General features: G+C 30.7%; 22 protein-coding genes. 15 read left to right on the top strand and 7 right to left on the bottom strand.

Annotated elements, in window-relative coordinates:
- Positions 1-2: 2 nt before the first annotated feature.
- The 4 genes from truA (at position 3) to lpdA (ending at position 4700) form a co-directional block, all read left to right on the top strand.
- Positions 3-740 (top strand): tRNA pseudouridine(38-40) synthase TruA, encoded by a 738-nt coding sequence (truA, locus tag KK2020170_RS07690; protein WP_221257755.1) that lies wholly within the window; start codon positions 3-5, stop codon positions 738-740.
- A gap of 44 nt (positions 741-784) precedes the next feature.
- Positions 785-2542, top strand: coding sequence for an ABC transporter ATP-binding protein (locus KK2020170_RS07685; protein WP_221257754.1), 1758 nt, complete (start codon positions 785-787; stop codon positions 2540-2542).
- Between the two features lie 18 nt (positions 2543-2560).
- Positions 2561-3199, top strand: a complete 639-nt coding sequence (locus KK2020170_RS07680; RefSeq protein ID WP_221257753.1) for an Imm26 family immunity protein — start codon at positions 2561-2563, stop codon at positions 3197-3199.
- Between the two features lie 112 nt (positions 3200-3311).
- Positions 3312-4700 carry a dihydrolipoyl dehydrogenase gene (lpdA, locus tag KK2020170_RS07675; RefSeq protein WP_221257752.1) on the top strand — a complete coding sequence of 463 codons (1389 nt, stop codon included), beginning with the start codon at positions 3312-3314 and terminating at the stop codon, positions 4698-4700.
- A gap of 80 nt (positions 4701-4780) precedes the next feature.
- Here the strand turns inward: lpdA and KK2020170_RS07670 are convergent, their stop codons facing one another.
- Complete coding sequence (locus KK2020170_RS07670; protein WP_221257751.1) at positions 4781-5170, bottom strand: DUF1398 domain-containing protein; 390 nt, start codon at positions 5168-5170, stop codon at positions 4781-4783.
- 117 nt (positions 5171-5287) lie between these two features.
- Here KK2020170_RS07670 and KK2020170_RS07665 point away from each other — a divergent pair, with 117 nt between their 5' ends.
- From KK2020170_RS07665 to KK2020170_RS07655, 3 genes are read left to right on the top strand one after another with little or no spacing between them, the layout of a single operon-like run.
- Positions 5288-6073 (top strand): MlaE family ABC transporter permease, encoded by a 786-nt coding sequence (locus KK2020170_RS07665; protein ID WP_221257750.1) that lies wholly within the window; start codon positions 5288-5290, stop codon positions 6071-6073.
- Positions 6074-6075: 2 nt separating this feature from the next.
- The gene (locus KK2020170_RS07660; RefSeq protein ID WP_221257749.1) at positions 6076-6816 is read left to right on the top strand and encodes an ABC transporter ATP-binding protein; all 741 of its coding nucleotides are present in this window, start codon (positions 6076-6078) and stop codon (positions 6814-6816) included.
- A gap of 6 nt (positions 6817-6822) precedes the next feature.
- The gene (locus KK2020170_RS07655; protein ID WP_221257748.1) at positions 6823-7788 is read left to right on the top strand and encodes an MlaD family protein; all 966 of its coding nucleotides are present in this window, start codon (positions 6823-6825) and stop codon (positions 7786-7788) included.
- Position 7789: 1 nt separating this feature from the next.
- Here the strand turns inward: KK2020170_RS07655 and KK2020170_RS07650 are convergent, their stop codons facing one another.
- Positions 7790-8023: a hypothetical protein gene (locus tag KK2020170_RS07650; RefSeq protein ID WP_221257747.1), complete on the bottom strand. Its 234-nt coding sequence runs from the start codon at positions 8021-8023 to the stop codon at positions 7790-7792.
- Positions 8024-8116: 93 nt separating this feature from the next.
- Positions 8117-9268 carry a THUMP domain-containing class I SAM-dependent RNA methyltransferase gene (locus KK2020170_RS07645; protein WP_255567296.1) on the bottom strand — a complete coding sequence of 384 codons (1152 nt, stop codon included), beginning with the start codon at positions 9266-9268 and terminating at the stop codon, positions 8117-8119.
- 73 nt (positions 9269-9341) lie between these two features.
- Here KK2020170_RS07645 and KK2020170_RS07640 point away from each other — a divergent pair, with 73 nt between their 5' ends.
- Genes KK2020170_RS07640 through KK2020170_RS07605 form a run of 8 tightly spaced genes read left to right on the top strand, consistent with a single transcriptional unit; the run spans position 9342 to position 14086 of the window.
- On the top strand, positions 9342-10082 hold the full coding sequence (locus tag KK2020170_RS07640; protein WP_221257746.1) for an SAM-dependent methyltransferase: 741 nt from the start codon (positions 9342-9344) through the stop codon (positions 10080-10082).
- Entirely contained in the window at positions 10082-10792 is a 711-nt protein-coding gene (locus KK2020170_RS07635) for a ZIP family metal transporter (protein WP_221257745.1), read from the top strand. The genes KK2020170_RS07640 and KK2020170_RS07635 overlap by 1 nt, the downstream gene beginning before the upstream one ends.
- A gap of 25 nt (positions 10793-10817) precedes the next feature.
- Positions 10818-11633 (top strand): N-acetylmuramic acid 6-phosphate etherase, encoded by an 816-nt coding sequence (gene murQ / locus KK2020170_RS07630; protein ID WP_221257744.1) that lies wholly within the window; start codon positions 10818-10820, stop codon positions 11631-11633.
- An 8-nt stretch (positions 11634-11641) separates the two neighbouring features.
- Positions 11642-12142: a hypothetical protein gene (locus KK2020170_RS07625; protein ID WP_221257743.1), complete on the top strand. Its 501-nt coding sequence runs from the start codon at positions 11642-11644 to the stop codon at positions 12140-12142.
- Entirely contained in the window at positions 12142-12357 is a 216-nt protein-coding gene (locus KK2020170_RS07620; RefSeq protein ID WP_221257742.1) for a DUF6095 family protein, read from the top strand. Before KK2020170_RS07625 ends, KK2020170_RS07620 begins: the two co-directional genes overlap by 1 nt.
- The gene (locus tag KK2020170_RS07615) at positions 12344-12934 is read left to right on the top strand and encodes a DUF1572 family protein (RefSeq protein WP_221257741.1); all 591 of its coding nucleotides are present in this window, start codon (positions 12344-12346) and stop codon (positions 12932-12934) included. Before KK2020170_RS07620 ends, KK2020170_RS07615 begins: the two co-directional genes overlap by 14 nt.
- The gene (locus KK2020170_RS07610) at positions 12927-13301 is read left to right on the top strand and encodes a DNA topoisomerase IV (protein ID WP_221257740.1); all 375 of its coding nucleotides are present in this window, start codon (positions 12927-12929) and stop codon (positions 13299-13301) included. The genes KK2020170_RS07615 and KK2020170_RS07610 overlap by 8 nt, the downstream gene beginning before the upstream one ends.
- A gap of 14 nt (positions 13302-13315) precedes the next feature.
- Positions 13316-14086, top strand: coding sequence for a TerC family protein (locus tag KK2020170_RS07605; protein WP_221260008.1), 771 nt, complete (start codon positions 13316-13318; stop codon positions 14084-14086).
- Positions 14087-14113: 27 nt separating this feature from the next.
- Here KK2020170_RS07605 and KK2020170_RS07600 read toward each other — a convergent pair whose 3' ends face one another.
- The 4 genes from KK2020170_RS07600 to KK2020170_RS07585 all read right to left on the bottom strand — a co-directional run bounded on the left by KK2020170_RS07600 (position 14114) and on the right by KK2020170_RS07585 (position 20890).
- Complete coding sequence (locus KK2020170_RS07600; RefSeq protein WP_221257739.1) at positions 14114-15904, bottom strand: cytochrome-c peroxidase; 1791 nt, start codon at positions 15902-15904, stop codon at positions 14114-14116.
- Positions 15905-15919: 15 nt separating this feature from the next.
- On the bottom strand, positions 15920-17359 hold the full coding sequence (locus KK2020170_RS07595; RefSeq protein ID WP_221257738.1) for an alkaline phosphatase PhoX: 1440 nt from the start codon (positions 17357-17359) through the stop codon (positions 15920-15922).
- Between the two features lie 135 nt (positions 17360-17494).
- Positions 17495-18220 (bottom strand): heavy-metal-associated domain-containing protein, encoded by a 726-nt coding sequence (locus KK2020170_RS07590; protein WP_221257737.1) that lies wholly within the window; start codon positions 18218-18220, stop codon positions 17495-17497.
- A gap of 51 nt (positions 18221-18271) precedes the next feature.
- Positions 18272-20890 (bottom strand): DNA gyrase/topoisomerase IV subunit A, encoded by a 2619-nt coding sequence (locus KK2020170_RS07585; protein WP_221257736.1) that lies wholly within the window; start codon positions 20888-20890, stop codon positions 18272-18274.
- Positions 20891-20972: the final 82 nt, after the last annotated feature.

Below are 20972 nucleotides of genomic sequence, written 5' to 3'. Positions count from 1 at the left end.
TTTTGAGGTATTTTATAAAGTTTGCTTACAACGGAAAAAATTATTTTGGGTATCAAATACAACCCAATGCTGTTTCGGTACAAGAAACTTTAGAAAAAGCATTATCGCTTTTATTAAGAGAGCAAATTTCAATTGTTGGGGCAGGAAGAACTGATAGCGGTGTTCATGCTAAAGAAATGTATGCGCATTTTGATATTGTGCAAGCAATTGATTCTCCAATTTTAGTCAAAAAAATAAACTCTTTTTTACCAAAAGACATTGTAGTTTTTGACTTTATAAAAGTAGATGATGAAGCTCATGCTAGATTTGACGCTACAAAACGAACGTATGAATATGATATTCACACTTTTAAAGATGCTTTTATAAATGAAGGTAGTTGGTACCAACATCAAAAATTAGATGTTAACAAAATGAACGAAGCGTGTAAAATTCTTTTTGACTATATCGATTTTGAGTGTTTTTCAAAAGTTCATACAGATGTTCACACTTTCAATTGTAAAATTTATGAAGCTAAGTGGGAACAAAACGAGAACCAATTGAAATTTACCGTTTCAGCAGATAGGTTTTTACGAAACATGGTTCGCGCCATTGTAGGAACAATGATAAATATTGGCATTGGAAAAATATCTTTAGAAGATTTCAAAAATATAATTGAAAGTAAAGACCGAAGTAAAGCAGGGTTTTCAGTTCCTGCTCATGGTTTATATTTAGTAAAAGTGGAATATCCTTATATCAATTAATAATTGACAATGAATAATTAATTAAAAAACTCATAATTGAATAAATGAACATCATTCGCTCAAAACCTTTAAGAAAAGTAATGCAATACACAAAACCTTATCAATCAAGGTTTAATTGGGTTATTATTTGGGCTGTATTGTTGTCCATTTTTGCTGCTACTCGTCCCTATATATTCAAAGAAATTGTGGATAAGTATTTAAACAACGCTCAAGATAAGTCAGATTTTATTTTTTTTGTCGGCTTGATGGCTGTAATTTTAGTTGCCGAAGTTGTTATGCAATTCTTCTTTACGTATTGGGCAAACTGGTTAGGTCAAGATATCATTAAAGACATTCGTGATAAACTTTTTCATCATATTGCAAGCTTTAAGATGAAATATTTCGATAACGAACCTGTTGGTAAATTAGTTACCAGAACAGTTTCCGATATCGAATCGATAGCAAGTATTTTTAGTCAAGGATTGTTCATGATTGTTAGTGATGTATTAAAAATGCTTATCACTTTAGTCTTTATGTTCTATATAAATTGGAAAATTTCATTTATTGTTGTTGCTATTATGCCAATCATTTTATATGCTACAAATATTTTCCAAAAGAAAATGAAAGTAGCCTTTAACGAAGTTCGAAATGAGGTGGCAAATCTAAATACATTTGTTCAAGAGCGATTAACAGGAATGAAAATTGTTCAATTATTCAATCGTGAAAAAATTGAAGCGGAAAAGTTTGAAGAAATTAATAAACGTCACAATAAAGCTTGGTTAAAAAACATACTTTATAACTCCATCTTCTTCCCTATTGCCGATATAATCTCGAATATTACTTTAGGTCTAGTCGTTTATTTTGGTGCATTATTCATAATTAATGGAGATTTTTCAACTACTATTGGAGATTTAATTTCCTTCAACATGTATATACCAATGTTATACAATCCTTTACGCCAAATTGCGGATAAATTTAACGTAATGCAAATGGGAATTGTCGCAGCCGAACGTGTTTTTGAAATTATAGAAACAGATAGCCAAATTCAAGATAAAGGAACTCTCGAAGCGAATAATTTCAACGGAAATATTAAGTTGGAAAATGTTCGCTTTAGTTACATTCAAGGAGAAGAAGTTTTAAAAGGAATTAACCTTGAAGTAAAAGCGGGACAAACTATTGCAATTGTTGGAAGCACTGGTGCCGGAAAATCGACTATTATTAATTTATTGAATCGTTTTTATGAAATTGATTCAGGAAAAATTACTATTGAAGGAGAAGCTATTCAAAATTATAAATTATCTAGTTTACGTAAACAAATTGCTGTTGTTTTGCAAGATGTTTTCTTGTTTGCCGATACCATTTATAACAACATTACACTTTACAATCCTGAAATTACTCAAGAACAAGTTGAAAGCGCTGCCAAGAAAATTGGTATTCATAACTTCATTATGAGTTTACCAAATGGCTACCAATACAATGTGAAAGAACGCGGTGTTATGCTTTCATCGGGCCAACGCCAATTAATAGCATTTTTGAGAGCGTATGTTAGCAATCCGAGTATTTTAATTTTAGATGAAGCCACTTCTTCTATTGATACACATTCGGAAGAAATGATTCAAAAAGCAACGGAAACGATTACAAAAGATAGAACTTCAATTGTTATCGCCCATCGATTGGCAACCATCATCAATGCAGACATAATCATTGTAATGGATAAAGGCCAAATTGTTGAAAAAGGCTCGCATACTGAATTGCTTCAAAATGAAAATGGTTATTATAGAAAATTATACGATTCACAGTTTAGTATTAATGTTGATAATTAATTTTATTCATAATTCAAAATGAAAAGAATAGTATTAAAAAGTGGAAATATAATTCAAATAAAACTAAATCATAACCTAGGATATATATATGCGAAAGTCGTTAATATGTGTGATTTTTCAGAAGATGATTTATCAAATACTTTTCATTTAATTATATATCCTTATAATTATGTAGTTGAGAATGAAGAAAATTACTCAGAAGAGAATTTTATAAAGTCAGAGCCTTTTACAGGCCCTCTTTTTGTTGATGACATTATATGGGCTATACGAAAAGGTTTTTATAAAATCAAAGATGAAATACCTTTAAAAGATTATGAAAAAAGAATTCCTGCTTTTAGAGGATTTAGTGCTACGGTCTTTAAAGTCCATTATTATGAAGATGAAGCAACTCATTGGAATTATTTTGAAAGAGGTACACCATTTAAAAGAATTGCGACAACTTATGATAAAGTAAAACATTTAGAAGGGAATGTTGCCTTAGATTATGAAGCTGTTGAAATGAGATTGTCTATGGAAATTATTCAACGTTCTGGTAAAAATATTAAAAATTATTACAAACTAGAAGACTGGAGAGAATTAAGCTTGTATAATAATATGATGTATAAAACTCCATTTAATGAAGTACCTGATGAATTAAAAGGTAAAGTAATTCCATAATTTAAATCTTTAAAAATTTAAATTCTCACTATTGACTATTTACTAATCACTTTTAAAAAATTAATTCTTAAATTCGCAAACACAAATAAACAAACTGAATAATTTATTTAAAATGAAATACGATATCATAGTTTTAGGAAGTGGTCCTGGTGGTTATGTTACCGCTATTAGAGCATCGCAATTAGGATTTAAAGTTGCTGTAGTTGAAAAAGAAAACTTAGGCGGAATTTGCTTAAACTGGGGATGTATTCCTACGAAAGCATTATTAAAATCGGCTCAAGTTTTCGATTACTTAAAGCACGCTTCTGATTATGGTTTAAAAGTTGACAATGTTGAGAAAGATTTCGGCGCTGTAATTGCACGTTCTCGTTCTGTTGCTGATGGAATGAGTAAAGGTGTTCAGTTCTTAATGAAGAAAAATAAAATTGACGTTATCGAAGGTTTTGGTAAATTAAAACCTGGTAAAAAAGTTGACGTTACTGCAGCCGATGGTAAAGTAACAGAATATAGTGCAGATCATATTATTGTGGCAACCGGTGCTCGCTCAAGAGAATTACCTAACTTACCACAAGATGGTAAAAAAGTAATTGGTTACCGCCAAGCCATGACTTTACCAGAGCAACCAAAATCAATGATTGTTGTTGGTTCTGGAGCTATTGGTGTTGAGTTTGCACATTTCTATAACTCAATGGGAACTGAAGTTACTATTGTTGAATTCATGCCGAATGTTGTTCCTGTTGAAGACGAAGATATTTCAAAACAATTTGAGCGTTCGTTAAAGAAAGCTGGAATTAATGTAATGACAAATTCTTCTGTTGAAAGAATTGATACTTCTGGAAACGGAGTAAAAGCTTTTGTAAAAACGTCAAAAGGTGAAGAGGTTTTAGAAGCAGATATTTTATTATCAGCTGTTGGAATTAAAACAAACATTGAAGGAATTGGCTTAGAAGAAGTTGGTATTGCTACTGACAGAGATAAAATCTTAGTAAACGATTATTACCAAACTAATGTTCCTGGTTATTACGCTATTGGAGATGTTACTCCTGGTCAAGCTTTAGCTCACGTAGCTTCTGCTGAAGGAATTTTATGTGTGGAAAAAATTGCAGGCATGCATGTTGAAGCGTTAGATTACGGAAACATTCCGGGTTGTACTTATGCCACTCCAGAAATTGCTTCTGTTGGTTTAACTGAAAAAGCAGCTAAAGAAAAAGGATACGAAATTAAAGTTGGTAAATTCCCATTCTCGGCTTCAGGTAAAGCAAAAGCAGCTGGTACGCCTGATGGTTTTGTAAAAGTAATTTTTGATGCTAAATATGGTGAATGGTTAGGTTGTCACATGATTGGAGCTGGTGTTACCGATATGATTGCGGAAGCAGTTGTAGCACGTAAATTAGAAACTACAGGTCACGAAATCTTAAAAGCAGTTCATCCACACCCAACAATGAGTGAAGCGGTTATGGAAGCGGTTGCTGATGCTTATGGTGAGGTAATTCACTTGTAATTTTCAGAGAAAAGAAGAAAGAAAATAGATTATAGACAAAAAAACCGTTACAAATTGTAACGGTTTTTTTTATTATGCAATTAAGATGGAATCTGCTCCACTAAAATTTCATTTCCATTTTTATCGTAATAGATACAAGTCATTTCCGTTAAAGAAACTATCCATTTTTCAATTCCTGTTTCGGCACAGTCTTTACAAAACTTAAAATAATCGGTTTCTCCTCGTTGATGTTTTTTGAGTCTTTCAATAAATTCTGCTTTATTAGAATTAGCATTAATTTCTAAATTAGCATACATTGGTTCCGACTCTGTTTTGAAATTTTCTAATCCGAAATATTGAGTACGACTATCTTCAACAAAAGTTTCAAAACCTATAACACCTAATGCTTTAATTTCCTGAATGTACTTCGGAAAATCTGCTCCTGATTTCACTTTATCATGAGCTTCGTGTATTTGAGCAATTGTAAACATAATTTTATTTTTTACTTAAATTAAACAATTTATTTCTTAATTAAATAAGTATTGTTAAAAAAGGCACTTAAAAAAACATTATATTTGAAGTATAGCTCAGGCTTTTATAAAAATAGTATGAAAAAATTCTTCCATTACATATTGGAAGTAAGTAAAAAGTTTTTACTCGAAATAGGTGAAATTTCTTATTTTACTGGTCGTTTTTTTAAAGAGGTACTGATACCTCCTTATGAATTTAAAGAACTTTTAAAACAATGCTATTCAATTGGTTACCGATCACTTTTTTTAGTCAGTATTACAGGATTTATAATCGGATTAGTTTTCACACTTCAATCTAGACCTACACTCGAAGAATTTGGTGCAGCATCTTGGATGCCTTCGATGGTAAGTGTATCCATAGTAAGAGAAATAGGACCAATAATAATTGCATTAATTTGTGCTGGGAAAATTGGTTCTGGAATTGGAGCAGAAATTGGTTCAATGCGTGTAACTGAACAAATTGATGCTATGGAAGTTTCAGGTACAAATCCTTATAAATATTTAGTAATAACTAGGATTTTAGCAACAACATTAATGTTTCCTTTATTGGTTATAGTAGGCGATTTTTTAGCAATATATGGTTCTTTTCTTGTTGAAAATATTAAAGACAACGTATCTTTTCAATTGTATTTTAATCAGGTTTTCTCAATTTTAAAATTTAGTGATGTATTTCCTGCCACTATTAAAACATTTTTTTTTGGTTTTGCTATTGGCCTAATTGGTTGTTATAATGGATTCTATTGCAAAAAAGGTACAATTGGTGTAGGTAAAGCCGCAAATATAGCAGTAGTATACACCTCACTAACTTTATTTATAATAGATTTTATTGTTGTTTTAATTACTAATCTTTTTTATGATGTTTAATTATGATACAAAGTGAAAGTATAATTAAAATTGAAAACCTATTAAAACAGTTTGGAAATAATGTAGTTCTTAACGACTTTAATTTAGACCTTCACAAAGGTGAAAACCTTGTTGTTATGGGAAAATCTGGTTCTGGAAAATCAGTAATGATAAAATGTATAGTAGGCTTAGAAAATTATGATAAAGGTTCCATAAAAGTTAACAATTATGAAATAAAATCATTAAATCGAAAAGATCTAGATGCTCTTCGAACCGAGATTGGCTTTTTATTTCAAGGTAGTGCTTTATACGATTCAATGTCGGTAAGAGAAAATCTAGAATTTCCGTTACGAAGACATCAAAAAAAAAGAGATCAACATGTAAACTTAGAAGCATTGGTTATTGAGGCTTTAGAAAATGTTGGATTAGTAAATGCCATTGATTTAATGCCGAGTGAATTATCCGGCGGCATGAAAAGAAGAATCGCACTTGCTCGAACATTAATTTTAAAACCTAGTATTATTTTATACGATGAGCCTACATCAGGTTTAGACCCTATAACATCAAAAGAAATCATTCAATTAATGAAATCAATCCAAAAAAAATACAATACTTCTTCAATTATCATTACTCATGATCTTGATTGCGCTAAAGCTATTGCAAATAGAATTATTTTATTAATTGATGGTAAGAATTATGCCGAAGGGACTTTTGAAGAATTACAGTCTTCAAATGACGTCAAAATCAAAGCTTTTTTTAAATAAAACATCATGGAAAAAACAGCCAATCAAAAAATAAAACTTGGACTATTTGTATTAATTGGAACTATTTTATTTGTTTCAGTTATCTATTTTATGGGCAATAAACAGAATCTTTTTGGCAACACTATAACTATAAAAGCAATTTTTGGAAATGTAAACGGCTTACAAAAAGGTAATAATGTAAGGTTTGCTGGGATAGATATTGGGACAGTTAATGAAATTGAAATGATTAATGACTCTTCAATTGTTGTAAACATGGTTATTAAAAAAAAGATGACCCACCATATTAAAAAAAATGCAATAGCAACAATCAATTCAGATGGTTTAGTTGGCAATATGATAGTTAACATCATTCCAGGAAAAGGTAATGCTTTAGAAATAACTGAAGGAGATGTAATTCAATCCTATAGCCGAATTAATACAGAAGCAATACTTGAAACTTTAAATGTCACTAATGAAAATGCTGCACTGCTAACTGCCGACTTATTAAAAATAACCAATGAAATTATTCAAGGTAAAGGAACAGTAGGCTTGTTAATAAAAGACACTTTATTAGCAAGTGAATTAAAAGAAACTATGTATTATTTAAAAATTACTGCTAAAGAAACATCACAATCGGCATCCAATTTAAATCAAATAATGTCAAATCTCAACCAACAAGATAATGTTATTGGTGTACTAAATGATACAGTTGTAGCTAAAAAAATTAAAATAATGGTTTCTCAATTAGAAGAAACCAGTCTAAAAATTGACAATGTAGTTTCAAATTTAAATCAAACTATTGGCAATGCTAAAGACGGTAAAGGAGCATTAAACTATTTATCAAATGATGCAACATTAGTAAAAAAAATAGATTCAACAATGACAAATCTTCAAGATGCTAGTTATAAAATAAATGAAAATTTAGAAGCATTAAAACATAATATCTTTTTTAGAGGTTATTTTAAAAAGATTGAAAAAGAAAAAAACAAATAACTTACTTAACTTCTCTAATTCCTTTTAGAAACAACCATTTCATGAAAATTTTTTCACCTTCAGCTGTTTTCATAAACTGAAATTTAGGCGATAAAAATATAGAAACTACAAGTGCAATTAACTTAGGTAAAAAACCGTCCATTCCTAAAACATTTGTACAAATTGCCCATGTAGGGACAAAAAACAATATAAAACCAGCCAAATTATATAAGAATGCTTTTGTTTTTTTACTCATGATATTTTTATTTGAAAATTTGAAAATTCGTTGATTTGAAAATTTAAATAAGCATTTAAAAAACATCTTCAAATCTTCAAATTAATTAATTTACTAATTGAACTTCGCTTTTTTACTTCCTTCGTACATTTCGTATTTCACCAAACGTGCTTCTAATTTACCATTGAAAAGTTTTATTTTTCTACTTGGTCGTAATCCAACATATTTTAGCGCTTCTAAATTTGCAGTAATAAACCAAGCGTTTGTGTTTGGATATTTTTGTTTTAAAGTATCGCCAATTTCTCTGTAAAAACGTTCCATTTCAATATTTAAACGTTCACCATAGGGCGGATTGAATACAATATGTAACGGACCTTCACACATTTTTTCAGTTTTGAAAAAATCATCATGACGAATAGAAACATAATCGTCTAAGTTGGCATTTCGTATGTTATCTTTTGCTTTACTTACAGCACTTGGCGCTTTATCGTAACCTGTAATCGTATAATGAAATTCTCTAGTTTTCTTTAATAACGATTCTAAAATCATATCAAACAATTCACTATCCCAATCTTTCCATCTTTCGAATGCAAATTCTTTACGATTAATATTAGCTGGAATATTACATGCAATCATGGCTGCTTCAGCCAAAATAGTCCCACTTCCACACATTGGATCTAAAAAGTGTGAATTTCCATCCCAACCGGATAACAACAACATTCCTGCAGCTAAAACTTCGTTAATAGGCGCAATATTCGTTGCCGAACGATACCCACGGTGATGCAAAGAAGCACCAGAAGTATCGAGAGAAACCGTTACTAAATCCCTATCAATGTGGATATGAATACGTAAATCTGGAAAATCTTTGTCAATATTTGGTCGGTTACCCGTTTTCTCACGAAATTGGTCTACAATTGCATCTTTCGTTTTTAATGCCACAAACTGACTGTGTGTAAATTGATCAGAATGTAATGTAGTTTCTACCACAAAAGTTTGGTGTTCGTTTAAGTACTCGCTCCAATCAATTCCTTGAATTCCAGTATATAATCCTTTTTCATTAAACGCTTTAAAAGTTTTTATAGGTTTTAAGATTTTAATAGCTGTACGCAAGGCTAAATTCGCTTTATACATAAAACCTTTATCACCAACAAAACTCACAACACGAGTTCCTTGTTCTACTTTTTGAGCACCTAATTGTTGTAATTCTTTGGCTAATATTTCTTCGAAGCCAAAAAATGTTTTGGCAACCATTTTAAAGTTTTCCATTCGGTAAATTCAATGCAATTGTTATGCAAAAATACATTAAATTTGCGTGTTTAAACCTTTTGTAACAGAATAAATGCCTGCAAACGAAAATCAAAAAGAGAAATGGTACGCCTCTTGGTTCGATACACCATATTATCACATCTTATATAAAGATCGAGATTATACAGAAGCTCAACACTTTATGGATAATCTAACGCAATATTTAAACTTACCCGATGATGCTAAAATTTTGGATTTAGCATGTGGTAAAGGCCGTCATTCTATTTATTTAAATTCGTTAGGCTATAATGTTACAGGTGCCGATTTATCTGAAAACAGCATTGCAATAGCATCAAAATTTGCTAATGAAAAATTACACTTCAAAGTTCACGATATGCGTGAAACTTGTGAAGAAAAATACGATGCCATTTTCAACTTATTTACAAGTTTTGGCTATTTTGAAAGTGATGATGATAATTTAACTACGTTAAAAGCTATTCATAATAGTTTAAATGAAACAGGATTTGCTTGCATCGACTTTATGAATGTTGATTATGTGATTGAAAATTTGGTTCCAGAAGAAATTAAAACCGTAGATGGAATTGATTTTCATATTAAACGTTATGTAAAAGACAACCATATTTTTAAAGAAATTGATTTTGAAGCTGATGGCGAAAAACATCATTACACAGAAAAAGTTCAAGCATTACGTTTAGAGGATTTTGAAAAAATGATGGAAGATGCTGGCATTTATTTATTAGATGTTTTTGGAAACTATAAACTACAAAAGTTTTTCAAAAGTCAATCGGAACGTTTAATTATGATATTTAAATAATGAATTTACAAATTTATATATTTCCTTTTTTATCGGTTGTAATAGGTTACTTTATTGCTTTATTTTTAAAACCAAAAAGCAAGAAAAACTTAAAATTATTATTAGCTTTTAGTGGTTCTTTCCTTTTGGCTTTAACGGTTATGCATTTATTGCCTGAAGTTTACGAAAGTGATTTACACCATGTAGAAGGTCACCACCATCATCATAGCAGTCCGATTGGAATTTTTATAATGATTGGAATAATTTTCCAAATTATATTAGAATATTTTTCAAAAGGTGCCGAGCACGGACATGTTCATTCGCATGACCATCATCACAATATGCCTTGGTTATTGTTTTTTAGTTTGTGTTTGCATGCTTTATTAGAGGGAATGCCTATCAATCAAAATAATCATTTAGCCTACGGAATTGCCATTCACCACTTCCCTATTGCTATTATTTTAACGACTTTTTTACAAAATGCAAAACTAAATAGTAAAGCTATTTTTATGTTTATGATAGGTTTTGCAATGATGACGCCGCTAGGAACATTCTTATCTGAAAATTTACATTTTCTAACACATTACTATACCCAGATTTCAGGAATTGTAATTGGTATTTTATTCCATATTTCGTCTACCATTATTTTTGAAAGTAGCGAAGGCCATAAATTTAATTTAGCTAAATTGTTGGTTATAGTTCTCGGTGTAGTTTTGGCTTATTTTATGTAAATTAGCTACTCGAAAAAAGAATTAAATGAACTTCACTAAAACTACTGAACAATCTTCAAAATACGAACATTTAGAAAAAATGTCGGTTGCTGAATTGTTACAAAACATTAATAACGAAGACAAAACGGTTCCATTAGCAGTTGAAAGAGCTTTACCACAAATTGAAGCCTTAGTGGAACAAGTTGTTGCTAAAATGAAAATTGGAGGAAGATTATTCTACATCGGTGCAGGAACATCTGGACGTTTAGGAATTGTAGATGCTTCGGAATGCCCTCCAACTTTTGGGGTTCCATTTGATTTAGTTATCGGTTTAATTGCAGGTGGCGATGACGCTATTCGTAAAGCGGTAGAATTTGCTGAAGATGATACAAATCAAGCTTGGAAAGATTTACAAGAATGGAACATATCTGAAAATGATGTCGTAATTGGAATTGCGGCTTCAGGAACAACACCATATGTAATAGGCGGATTAGAAAAATGCAATCAAAATAACATTATAACAGGGTGTATAACTTGTAATGAGGGAAGTCCATTATCAAAAACTGCTCTATTTCCCATTGAAGTCGTTGTTGGACCCGAATTTGTTACAGGAAGTAGCCGTATGAAAGCAGGAACTGCTCAAAAATTGGTATTAAATATGATTTCAACTACAACTATGATTCAGCTTGGACGTGTGAAAGGAAACAAAATGGTCGACATGCAACTAAGTAATAATAAATTGGTCGATCGAGGTACACGAATGATTATGGAAGAACTTTCGGTAAATTATGAGGACGCTAAAGAATTATTAATTAAATTTGGAAACGTAAGAAACGCTATAAATAACTATAAAACTAAATAACCTATACTATGAAGAAGCTATTTTTATTATTAACTGTTTTATGTGGATTTTTATCATCTGCACAACGTGACATGGGACCTAAAGAATTACCTGCTAATCAACCTATCGAAATTGTAAACGGTCAATATCTTGTAAATGGTGAACAATATTCAAATTATGATATTAAATATCACCTTATGAATAATAATCCTGAAGCTTATAATTTTTATAAAAAAGCTAAAACAAAATCTTCTGTTGGTGGTTTGTTATTAGGACTAGGAGGTGCATTAATCGTAGGTGATGCAGTAAAAGCTATGGTTTCAGACGAAGATTATCCAGGAAGTTTTACTTATGTTGGTGCTGGTTTAGCTGCAGTTTCAATACCAGTTTTAACGGGTAGAAAAAAAATGCTTCAAAAAAGTATTGATACTTATAACGACAGTTTGACTAAAGAAAAAACATTAGGATATAATTTCGATGTAAATATCTTAGCCTCTTCTAATGGAATTGGTTTAACTGTTAAGTTTTAATGGCAACAGACAGACAAAAAATATTTAAAGGAATACAATACTTAGCAATGTCACTCATTGTAATAGTAATAGCTATTTATCTAATTAGTTTTTCATTTATAAACAAAATATACACTTTAACAGGTTTAGGAGTAATAGCAATGTTTACTGCCATTTATTTAATCTTTAAAGGAATTAATACTGTTGTAAAAGGTTTTTTCGATGGAAATAAATGATATTTATTTGGTAAGTATTAAAAAGCAAATGTTGTATTATAAAACAGTTGCAGAAAAAGCCATTGATCAAATTGAAACCAAACAATTATTTGCTTCTGTAAACGAAGACACTAATTCCATTGCCGTTATTATGAAGCATATGGCTGGAAATATGTTATCACGTTGGACAGATTTTCTTACTTCTGATGGAGAGAAAGAATGGCGAAATAGAGATGGTGAGTTTGAAAATGACTTTACTACAAAAGAAGAACTTTTAAGCTTTTGGAACAAAGGCTGGGATTGCTTTTTTACAACGATAAACAGTTTACAATCTGAAGATTTGATTAAAATAATTTACATTCGAAATCAAGGTCAAACAGTTGTAGATGCCATAAACAGACAATTAGCACATTATCCATATCACATTGGTCAGATAGTATTTTATGCTAAAATGCTTAAAAAATCTTCATGGGAAAGTTTATCTATTCCAAAAAACAAATCGAATGATTACAATGCCGAAAAATTTTCAAAAGAAAAAAGTATTCAGCATTTTACCGATGACGAATTAAAAAAATACAATCCACATCAAAATGAATAAATTTGTCTTGATTCTTTTTCTAAGTATAAATCTTGCCTCTTGTTACCAACAAGAACGAAACTGCTCTGATTATAAAACTGGAAAATTCGAATTTACACAAGAAATTGATGGTATAAATGAAACTTCAATTTTTGAAAGAACAGATTCTTTACAAATTGAAACCTTTAGAAATGAAACTGACACTTCTTCTGTTAGATGGATTAATGATTGTGAATTTATTTTAAACAATTTACATCCAAAAAATAGAGAAGAAAAAAAAGGTATTCATATAAAGATATTATCTACAACTAATGAAGGTTATGTTTTTGAATATTCTTATGTAGGAAATTCTCAGAAAAACAAAGGTAAAGCCACAAAATTGAATTAAAAACTCAGGTTATGATGGAATTAATTGGGAATCCGAATTCTTGGATTGCACTTTTAACATTAACTTTTTTAGAAATAGTATTAGGAATAGATAATATTATTTTTATTTCTATTGTTACAGGAAAACTACCTGAAGAAAATAGAAAAAAAGCGACTCAAATAGGATTATTCCTAGCAATGTTCTTGCGTATTGCTTTGTTATTTGGTATTACGTTACTCATTGCAATGAAAGAACCTTTATTCAGTGTAGATTGGGGTTGGTTTTCTGCAAGTTTTACTGGGCAAGCTTTAATTCTTCTCGCTGGTGGTATATTCTTAATTTATAAGAGTACTAAAGAAATTCATGAAAAAGTAGATCATAAAGGTGAAGAAGAAAAAGATTTAAAAACACAAGCCAGATCTAGTTTTGCAAGTGTAATATTCCAAATCTTATTAATCGATTTAATCTTTTCAGTTGATAGTATTTTAACTGCTGTTGGTATGACTAACGGTATTGAAGGTGCGTTATATATTATGATTACAGCTGTAGTTATATCAGTAGGAATAATGATGTTGTTTGCTGTACCTGTTGGAAACTTTGTTAATCGGAATCCATCTATACAAATTTTAGGTTTAGCTTTTTTAATTCTTATAGGCTTTATGTTAATGACCGAAAGTATGCATTTATCTCATGCATTATTAGCTGGAAATGAAGTAGGCGCTGTTCCAAAAGGATATTTATATTTTGCTATTGCCTTTTCTCTAGCAGTTGAGTTTTTAAATATGAAAATGAGAAAAAACAAATAAAAAAAGCCGAGTAAACCTCGGCTTTTTTTATAGTTCATCAGTAAGGGTTTTTAGAAATAAAACCAATTGTTCTTTTTCTTTTTTTGTAAGGTTTAATTTGTCTGTCGGTAAGGTTTGATATTCTAAATCAATTCCCAATCCAAAACCTCCTCCATTATCATAAAAATCAACCACTTCTTCTAATGTAGAAAAAACACCGTTATGCATATACGGACCAGTTTTTTCAACATTTCTAACTGTTGGCGTTTTAAAGAAAAATTTTCTCTGTTCCGTTTTAAATAGGTTATACCTACCTAAATCTGAATCAATTTTAGCATTAATTGTATCATTAGTTGCTGGAACTCCTATTAGCTCAATTTCACTTTCTTTATAGGCAACAGGAACTGTTCCATTAAAAATAGGTGCAAAATGACATGTTGCACATTTCCCTTTTCCCATAAAAATATTAAATCCGTTTTGTTCATCTTCTGTTAACAAAACTTCATTGGATTTCATACTTTTATCAAACTTAGAATTAAATTTATTTAACGAAGCTATATAAGCTGAAATAGCTTTTCGAATGTTTTCATTTGAAATTTCTTGATTGTAAACTTCTTTAAAATCTATAATATAGTTTTGATTTTGCTTTACTTTCTCTTCTAAATGATTTAATGAACTATGAAATTCATTAGGGTTTTCAACTACATCAATAATTTGTCCTTCTAAACTACCTGTTCGCTTATCATGAAAAAAGCCTTTTTGCAAAGATGCGTATAAAAGTGTTGGTGAATTTCTATTTGTTTTTGGAGACTTTGCAAAACCATCGGTAAAATACAAGTCTTTTTGATGACAACTGGCGCAACTCATTGCATTGCCTTTTGATAAGGATTTATCTTCAAATAACATTTTTCCCAAAAGAATTTCCTCTTCTAATTTTTCATAATCTAAACGATCTAAAAAATAAGCTGTTGTGAAAGTTGAATCAGAAAATAAATTTTCTGAATCGTAATCTATTGCCTGTGAAAAAGGAAAAACAACTTCCCAATCTTTAACAGTATGCTTCCAAATTCTCATTAATGGGAAAACGTCCTCTTTATAGTATTTATAATAATTAAACGTGTCGAACTGAACTTTACTAAGTTTTTCTTGTATCAAAACTATATTAGAATTCCAATTACTAAAGACTTTTTCATCATTAAAAAAAGACTTATAAATAGCTATAATCTCTTTAATTCCATTGTAAACCCAAATTGTTTCATTTATTGTTTGAGAATCTTGTGGAACATCAAATGAAGTTATTCCAACTAAACTTGTTCTTAAAAAGCCGTCTCGTAACATCCATAAAATATGATGTGGCTTTACAAAGTCGAGTGTATGATTTTTCTCTACAAATTTTAATCTTTGTATGGTTTGTTTGGCAACTTTTTGATATTCCTTATCATCAAATTGATCATCGTATAAAATTTCCTCTAAAACCTGATAACCTACTGGTTTTTTAATTTTGATTGCAGTTGCGTCTTCTTCATCAACTTTAAGTAAGTTGGCTTGATTTAAGTAATTATAGTTATCATAGTCTAAAAAAGCTAGAATAGGTTCAATTGTCTTAAATGATTCTCTTGCATTCCAATAGCGCTCTTTTTTGCTTTCTAAATCATTATTATCTAATGACTCTGATAAAAAATTGATAGTTTTATTTAATTCCTTCTTATAAAAAACTTCAAGTTTTTCATTTTCTGTAATTTCTTGATATGCTTCTTTATCAGTACAACTGAATAAAATTGCGAAAAGGCTATATAAAAATATAGCCTTTTTTACTTTCTTTAAAAATAATATATTCATTTGACAATTAAAGTCTTATCTTTCTAAACCTCTAACAATATATATTACACTTCCTTCATTTGAAGACGAGTTAGGGTTAGCATTAACATCAGTAAAGTTTGCATTTTCCCAACCGTGATTTTGTGTAATTAATAAGAATGTTCCATCAACTCCAACTCTATCTGAAATATCAATCATCCCTGTTAATTCCCAAGTACTAGATGTAGTTCCGTATCCTGCAGCTTGAGCAGAAGTTTGATCACATTCTAAAACTACTTTTAAAGCTCCAGTTTGAATATTGTATTGATACAATTGCGCATTATGCATTTTGTCTGCTGTGTCAGGATAACCATTTGGATCTTCTTGAATGTATACATAGTTTTCAGTAACACATACGTTATCAGGACTATGGAATTGTTTTGCAATTCCTGTTAAGTTATCGCCATCTAAAACACAAGTAATAGTTCCTAATAAGGGATTGTTAGCATTTAAAACGACTTTATAAATTCTTCCATAAGTTGAACCTTTTCCAACTAATCCTGAGCTTTTACGACCTGTAACTGCAAAATAGAACTCTCTGTTATTAGAAGCAGAACCTTTTCTATAATCAATATCTTCAACTCTTGAGAATCCCATAATTCCTAAAGCAGCTGATTCTGTTTCTAATTCATTATATGTTCTTTCAGTATATTCAACAAATTCTACATTGTAAGAAGTTCCTTCTGCCATATCCATTTCAAAATTAATTCCAGCCGAAGTTACTTTTAATCCGTATAAATTTCCACCAGCTAAATCACCTCTATTACCCACATACATTGCTAATTGACCTTTTGGCGTAGTATTATCAGATTTATCGTCCCCAATAATAACAACAGTTTTATCTGAATAAGCATCTTTTCCCAGAGGTACTGCATTTTCAGTATCCCATTGTCCCAAAGCTGGTAACATTGTTGCTAATTCTGCATCATCTGCATTTTTAAATGGGTCAACAGCAAAAACTCCTTTTGAAGAACCACCCCATTCTCCACCTGAAAAATATAATGGACCAAAACCATGCTCTTCAGGTGTAATTAATGAACCCGAACACATTGCTGTATTAGCCGTTGCAGCAGCATTTAAAATATATTCACCTTTTACTGGTTTAAAAGTTTTGTCTAAGGTAATTCTAGCAATAGAATAATCAGCTTCAATATTATTTATTAAAGTAAATGTTCCATCAGAATTTTTCAATAGTCCAGCACCATCCGCCATCGAACCATAAACGAAGTTGGGAGAATCAACTAATTGATCTTCTGAACTTAAAAGCGCATAAATATCAAGATTTTCAAAACCCGATTTCTTAGTTAAAAAAACAGGAGTTTCTGAATGGCTTTGTAATTTTACACCCTGATCATTAGAACTACTATTTGAGTCATCTTGATTACAAGCTACTAAGGAAATTGACAAAGCAGCTAAATAAGTTTTAAAATTTTTCATTGTTTAAAATTGGTTGTTTAATTTTTCTATCGCAAAACTAAACTAGGTTTGTAACCTTATTTTAAACAAAATCTTACTTTAGATTTATCTCTATATTAATGAATTGTTAGGATGTTATAAAATGTTTAATTGAAGTTAAATTAAACTGTAAATCATATATCCACTCATTACAATCATTAAAGCATCTTCAATAATTGTAACTGTACTCATTGGCAAATCGAAAACAGCTCCTAAGCATGCACATTGTATTTTTCGTTTATTTAAAACCGATTGTAACACGCCAATAATACTAATCGTCATCACTACAAAAGCGATTATATTTAGAACCAATAGATTTTCTCCAATTAAAAACCCTAAACCAAGAGTCAGTTCTATAAAAGCATAAATATACCCCCAACTTGGAAAAACTTTTGCAATAATATCATAACTCAAATAACTATTTTTAAAACCCTCTAAATCGAGCATTTTAAAGAATGAAAAAACAAGGAAAAAGCCTGCCATGAAATGTCGCATCCAAGTTTTAAAATTGAAATCATTTTCACTAAAAAAATGTATCAACAATGTTGTAACAAACAAATAAGCAAAAACTAATAAAATAGGTTTATACGTTTGAAACCAACTCTTCTCTTTTTCTTGATTAAAAACATTTGAAGTTTCATGCTGCATTGAAATAGAATATTTTTCACCTAAAACTTGTTGCATTGCACTAGTTGCAATATGATTAGACATTTCAACTTCAGCAGTTCCTTTATCTTTATTGACATTAGCATTTGTTATTTCTGGTAGTGATAACAAAGCATTCTTGACTTTTTCTTCGCAACTGGAACAAGTCATTCCAGTAACTGAATATGTGTGTTTCATTTTTTTATTTTCAAGTTACAAAAAATCCCGCTGTTAGCGGGATTTTGATTGTTAATCTAAACTTAAAGTTATTTGTCCATCGTCTTCTAAGTCAGTTTTTATATCTTCTGAAATATTTTCTTCATTTTTTACTTCCATTTTCTCTGGTTCTGGCTCTAACAGATTAATTTGGCGTATTTTATCTGTCGTTAATTGGTTACCCAAAGCTTTAATACCTTTAACCGCAATAAATTCTTCTAAATTAACTAATAAGTTATCCTTTTGCACACCTTTTACTTTAGAGAAGATAATCTCCGCCATTGGTTTCCAGTCAGTTGAAACAATTTCTAATTGCGATTTTTCATGTTCTGAAATAAATATTTCTTCCTTATTTTCATTTTCAATCACAAAGCGTTTTACATAATAACGGTCTTTTTCCCCATCATAATAAATTGCCGAAATGGGTTTTGAAGGTTTCCATTTTTCTAGAACTATCATATCATCATCGAAATGCGTTGTTAGTTCAGGAATAATGGTCTTCACCTTACCCGATTGATTGATGATTAATAATCTATCATTCGGTTTAAACTCGCCTAACAATTCTCCTCTACCATCAACATTTAAACGTTGAACGGTATCATCAAACCAAATTTTTCTTGGACGAAGCGTTGAAATTCCTTTTTCTTTTAATTCAATACGCTTGATTGGATATTTTGAAACCGTATTTCCTTTTGAACCACGACCTTTAATTAAGATTTCAGCAAAATCGACATCCCATTTCAGTTTTTTCACACTTCCTACTTGTCGTAGTAAAATCGTTACAACTTCTGCTTCGCCATTTGGATTTGCAGAGAAATATAAAACTTGGCTTCCTGGTTTTTCTTGTGTTAAATCGTATTCTTTATCACGCGTTACTCCAGAAACATTGAAACGTTTTACAAATGAAGCTCCCGATTTTCCATCGCGATAAATCATGTTGTAAATGGTACGTTTATCATTTTTGTCAAATACAGCAATGTGAATAATGTCTTTACCAACAAACTTTTTATCGTCTACTTTTGTGATTATCATCTTACCGTCGCGTAAGAAAACAATAACATCATCAATATCTGAACAATCAGCAACGTATTCGTCTTTCTTTAAACTTGTACCGATGAAACCTTCTTCACGATTGACGTATAATTTCGTATTTCTTAAAACTACTTTAGTAGCTTCAATTGTATCAAAACTTCTTAATTCGGTTTGACGCTCGCGACCTTTTCCGTATTTCTCTTTTAGAGTCGTAAAATAATCAATTGCAAAATCAATAAGGTTTGCTAAATGATGTTTTACTTGTTCGATATCGGCTTCTAATTTTGCAATTGCATCATCTGCTTTATCTGAATCGAAACGCGTAATACGAATCATTGGAATTTGCGTTAGTTTTTGCAAATCTTCATCTTCGATGTTACGAATTAGTATCTTTTTAAACGGCTCAAAACGCTTGTATAAATATTCGTATAATGATTCTCTATCACTATACAATTTGAAGTCGATATACATTTCTTCGCGAATGAAGATTTTTTCCAAATTCGCAAAATGCCATTTCGTTTCTAATTCGTCTAATTGAATTTCCAGTTCGCGCTTTAAAATATTTACGGTGCGATTTGTTGAAATTTTCAACATATCTGAAACGCCAATAAATAATGGTTTGTTACAATTTTCAATAACACAACCTAAAGGTGCCAACGACGATTCACAATCGGTAAATGCATATAAAGCATCTATCATTTTATCTGGAGAAACACCACTTGGCAAATGCACTAAGATTTCAACCTCAGCAGCCGTGTTATCTTCAATTTTCTTGATTTTAATTTTCCCTTTTTCGTTAGCTTTCAAAATACTATCAATCAATTTTGATGTATCTGTCGCAAAAGGAATTTGTGTGATAACTAAAGTCGATTTATCTAACTGTGATATTTTAGCACGAACACGAACACGTCCGCCACGCATTCCGTCATTATAATTGGAAACATCAGCAATACCAGCAGTTGGAAAATCTGGATATAATGTAAAAGGTTTTCCTTTTAAAATTTTAATTGAAGCGTCTATTAATTCATTGAAGTTATGCGGTAATACTTTTGTGGACAAACCAACAGCAATTCCTTCTCCACCTTGTGCTAACAACAATGGAAACTTAACTGGAAGATGAATCGGTTCGTTTTTACGTCCGTCATAACTTAATTGCCAATTGGTTACTTTTGGTGAGAATACAACATCGCCAGCAAACTTACTTAAACGCGCTTCAATATAACGCGGCGCTGCAGCACCATCACCAGTTAAAATATTTCCCCAGTTTCCTTGACAATCGATTAATAAATCTTTCTGACCGATATTTACCATAGCATCACCAATACTCGCATCTCCGTGTGGGTGATACTGCATGGTGTGTCCAATAATATTAGCAACTTTGTTGTAACGACCATCATCTAACTCTTTCATCGAGTGCATAATACGACGTTGAACAGGTTTAAAACCATCTTCAATTGCCGGAACTGCACGTTCTAGAATTACGTAAGATGCATAATCTAAAAACCAGTCTTTATACATTCCGTTAACCTTAACAATAGAATCGGAATGATCTAATTGCTCTTGATTTTCAGGAACAAATTCTGGGTTTTCTTCTGGATTTATATTTTGATTTTCTTCCATTTTTTAGTTTAACTTCGTTCAGTCGCTTCGCTCGTTTCATGTTTTTTTAGTTTCAAGTTATTTTTGTTAAACCTGAAACTTG

This window comes from Flavobacterium okayamense, from assembly GCF_019702945.1.
Lineage (GTDB): Bacteria > Bacteroidota > Bacteroidia > Flavobacteriales > Flavobacteriaceae > Flavobacterium > Flavobacterium okayamense.
The sequence above is the reverse complement of the archived record's forward strand: the minus strand, read 5'-3'. Positions and strand labels throughout refer to the sequence as shown.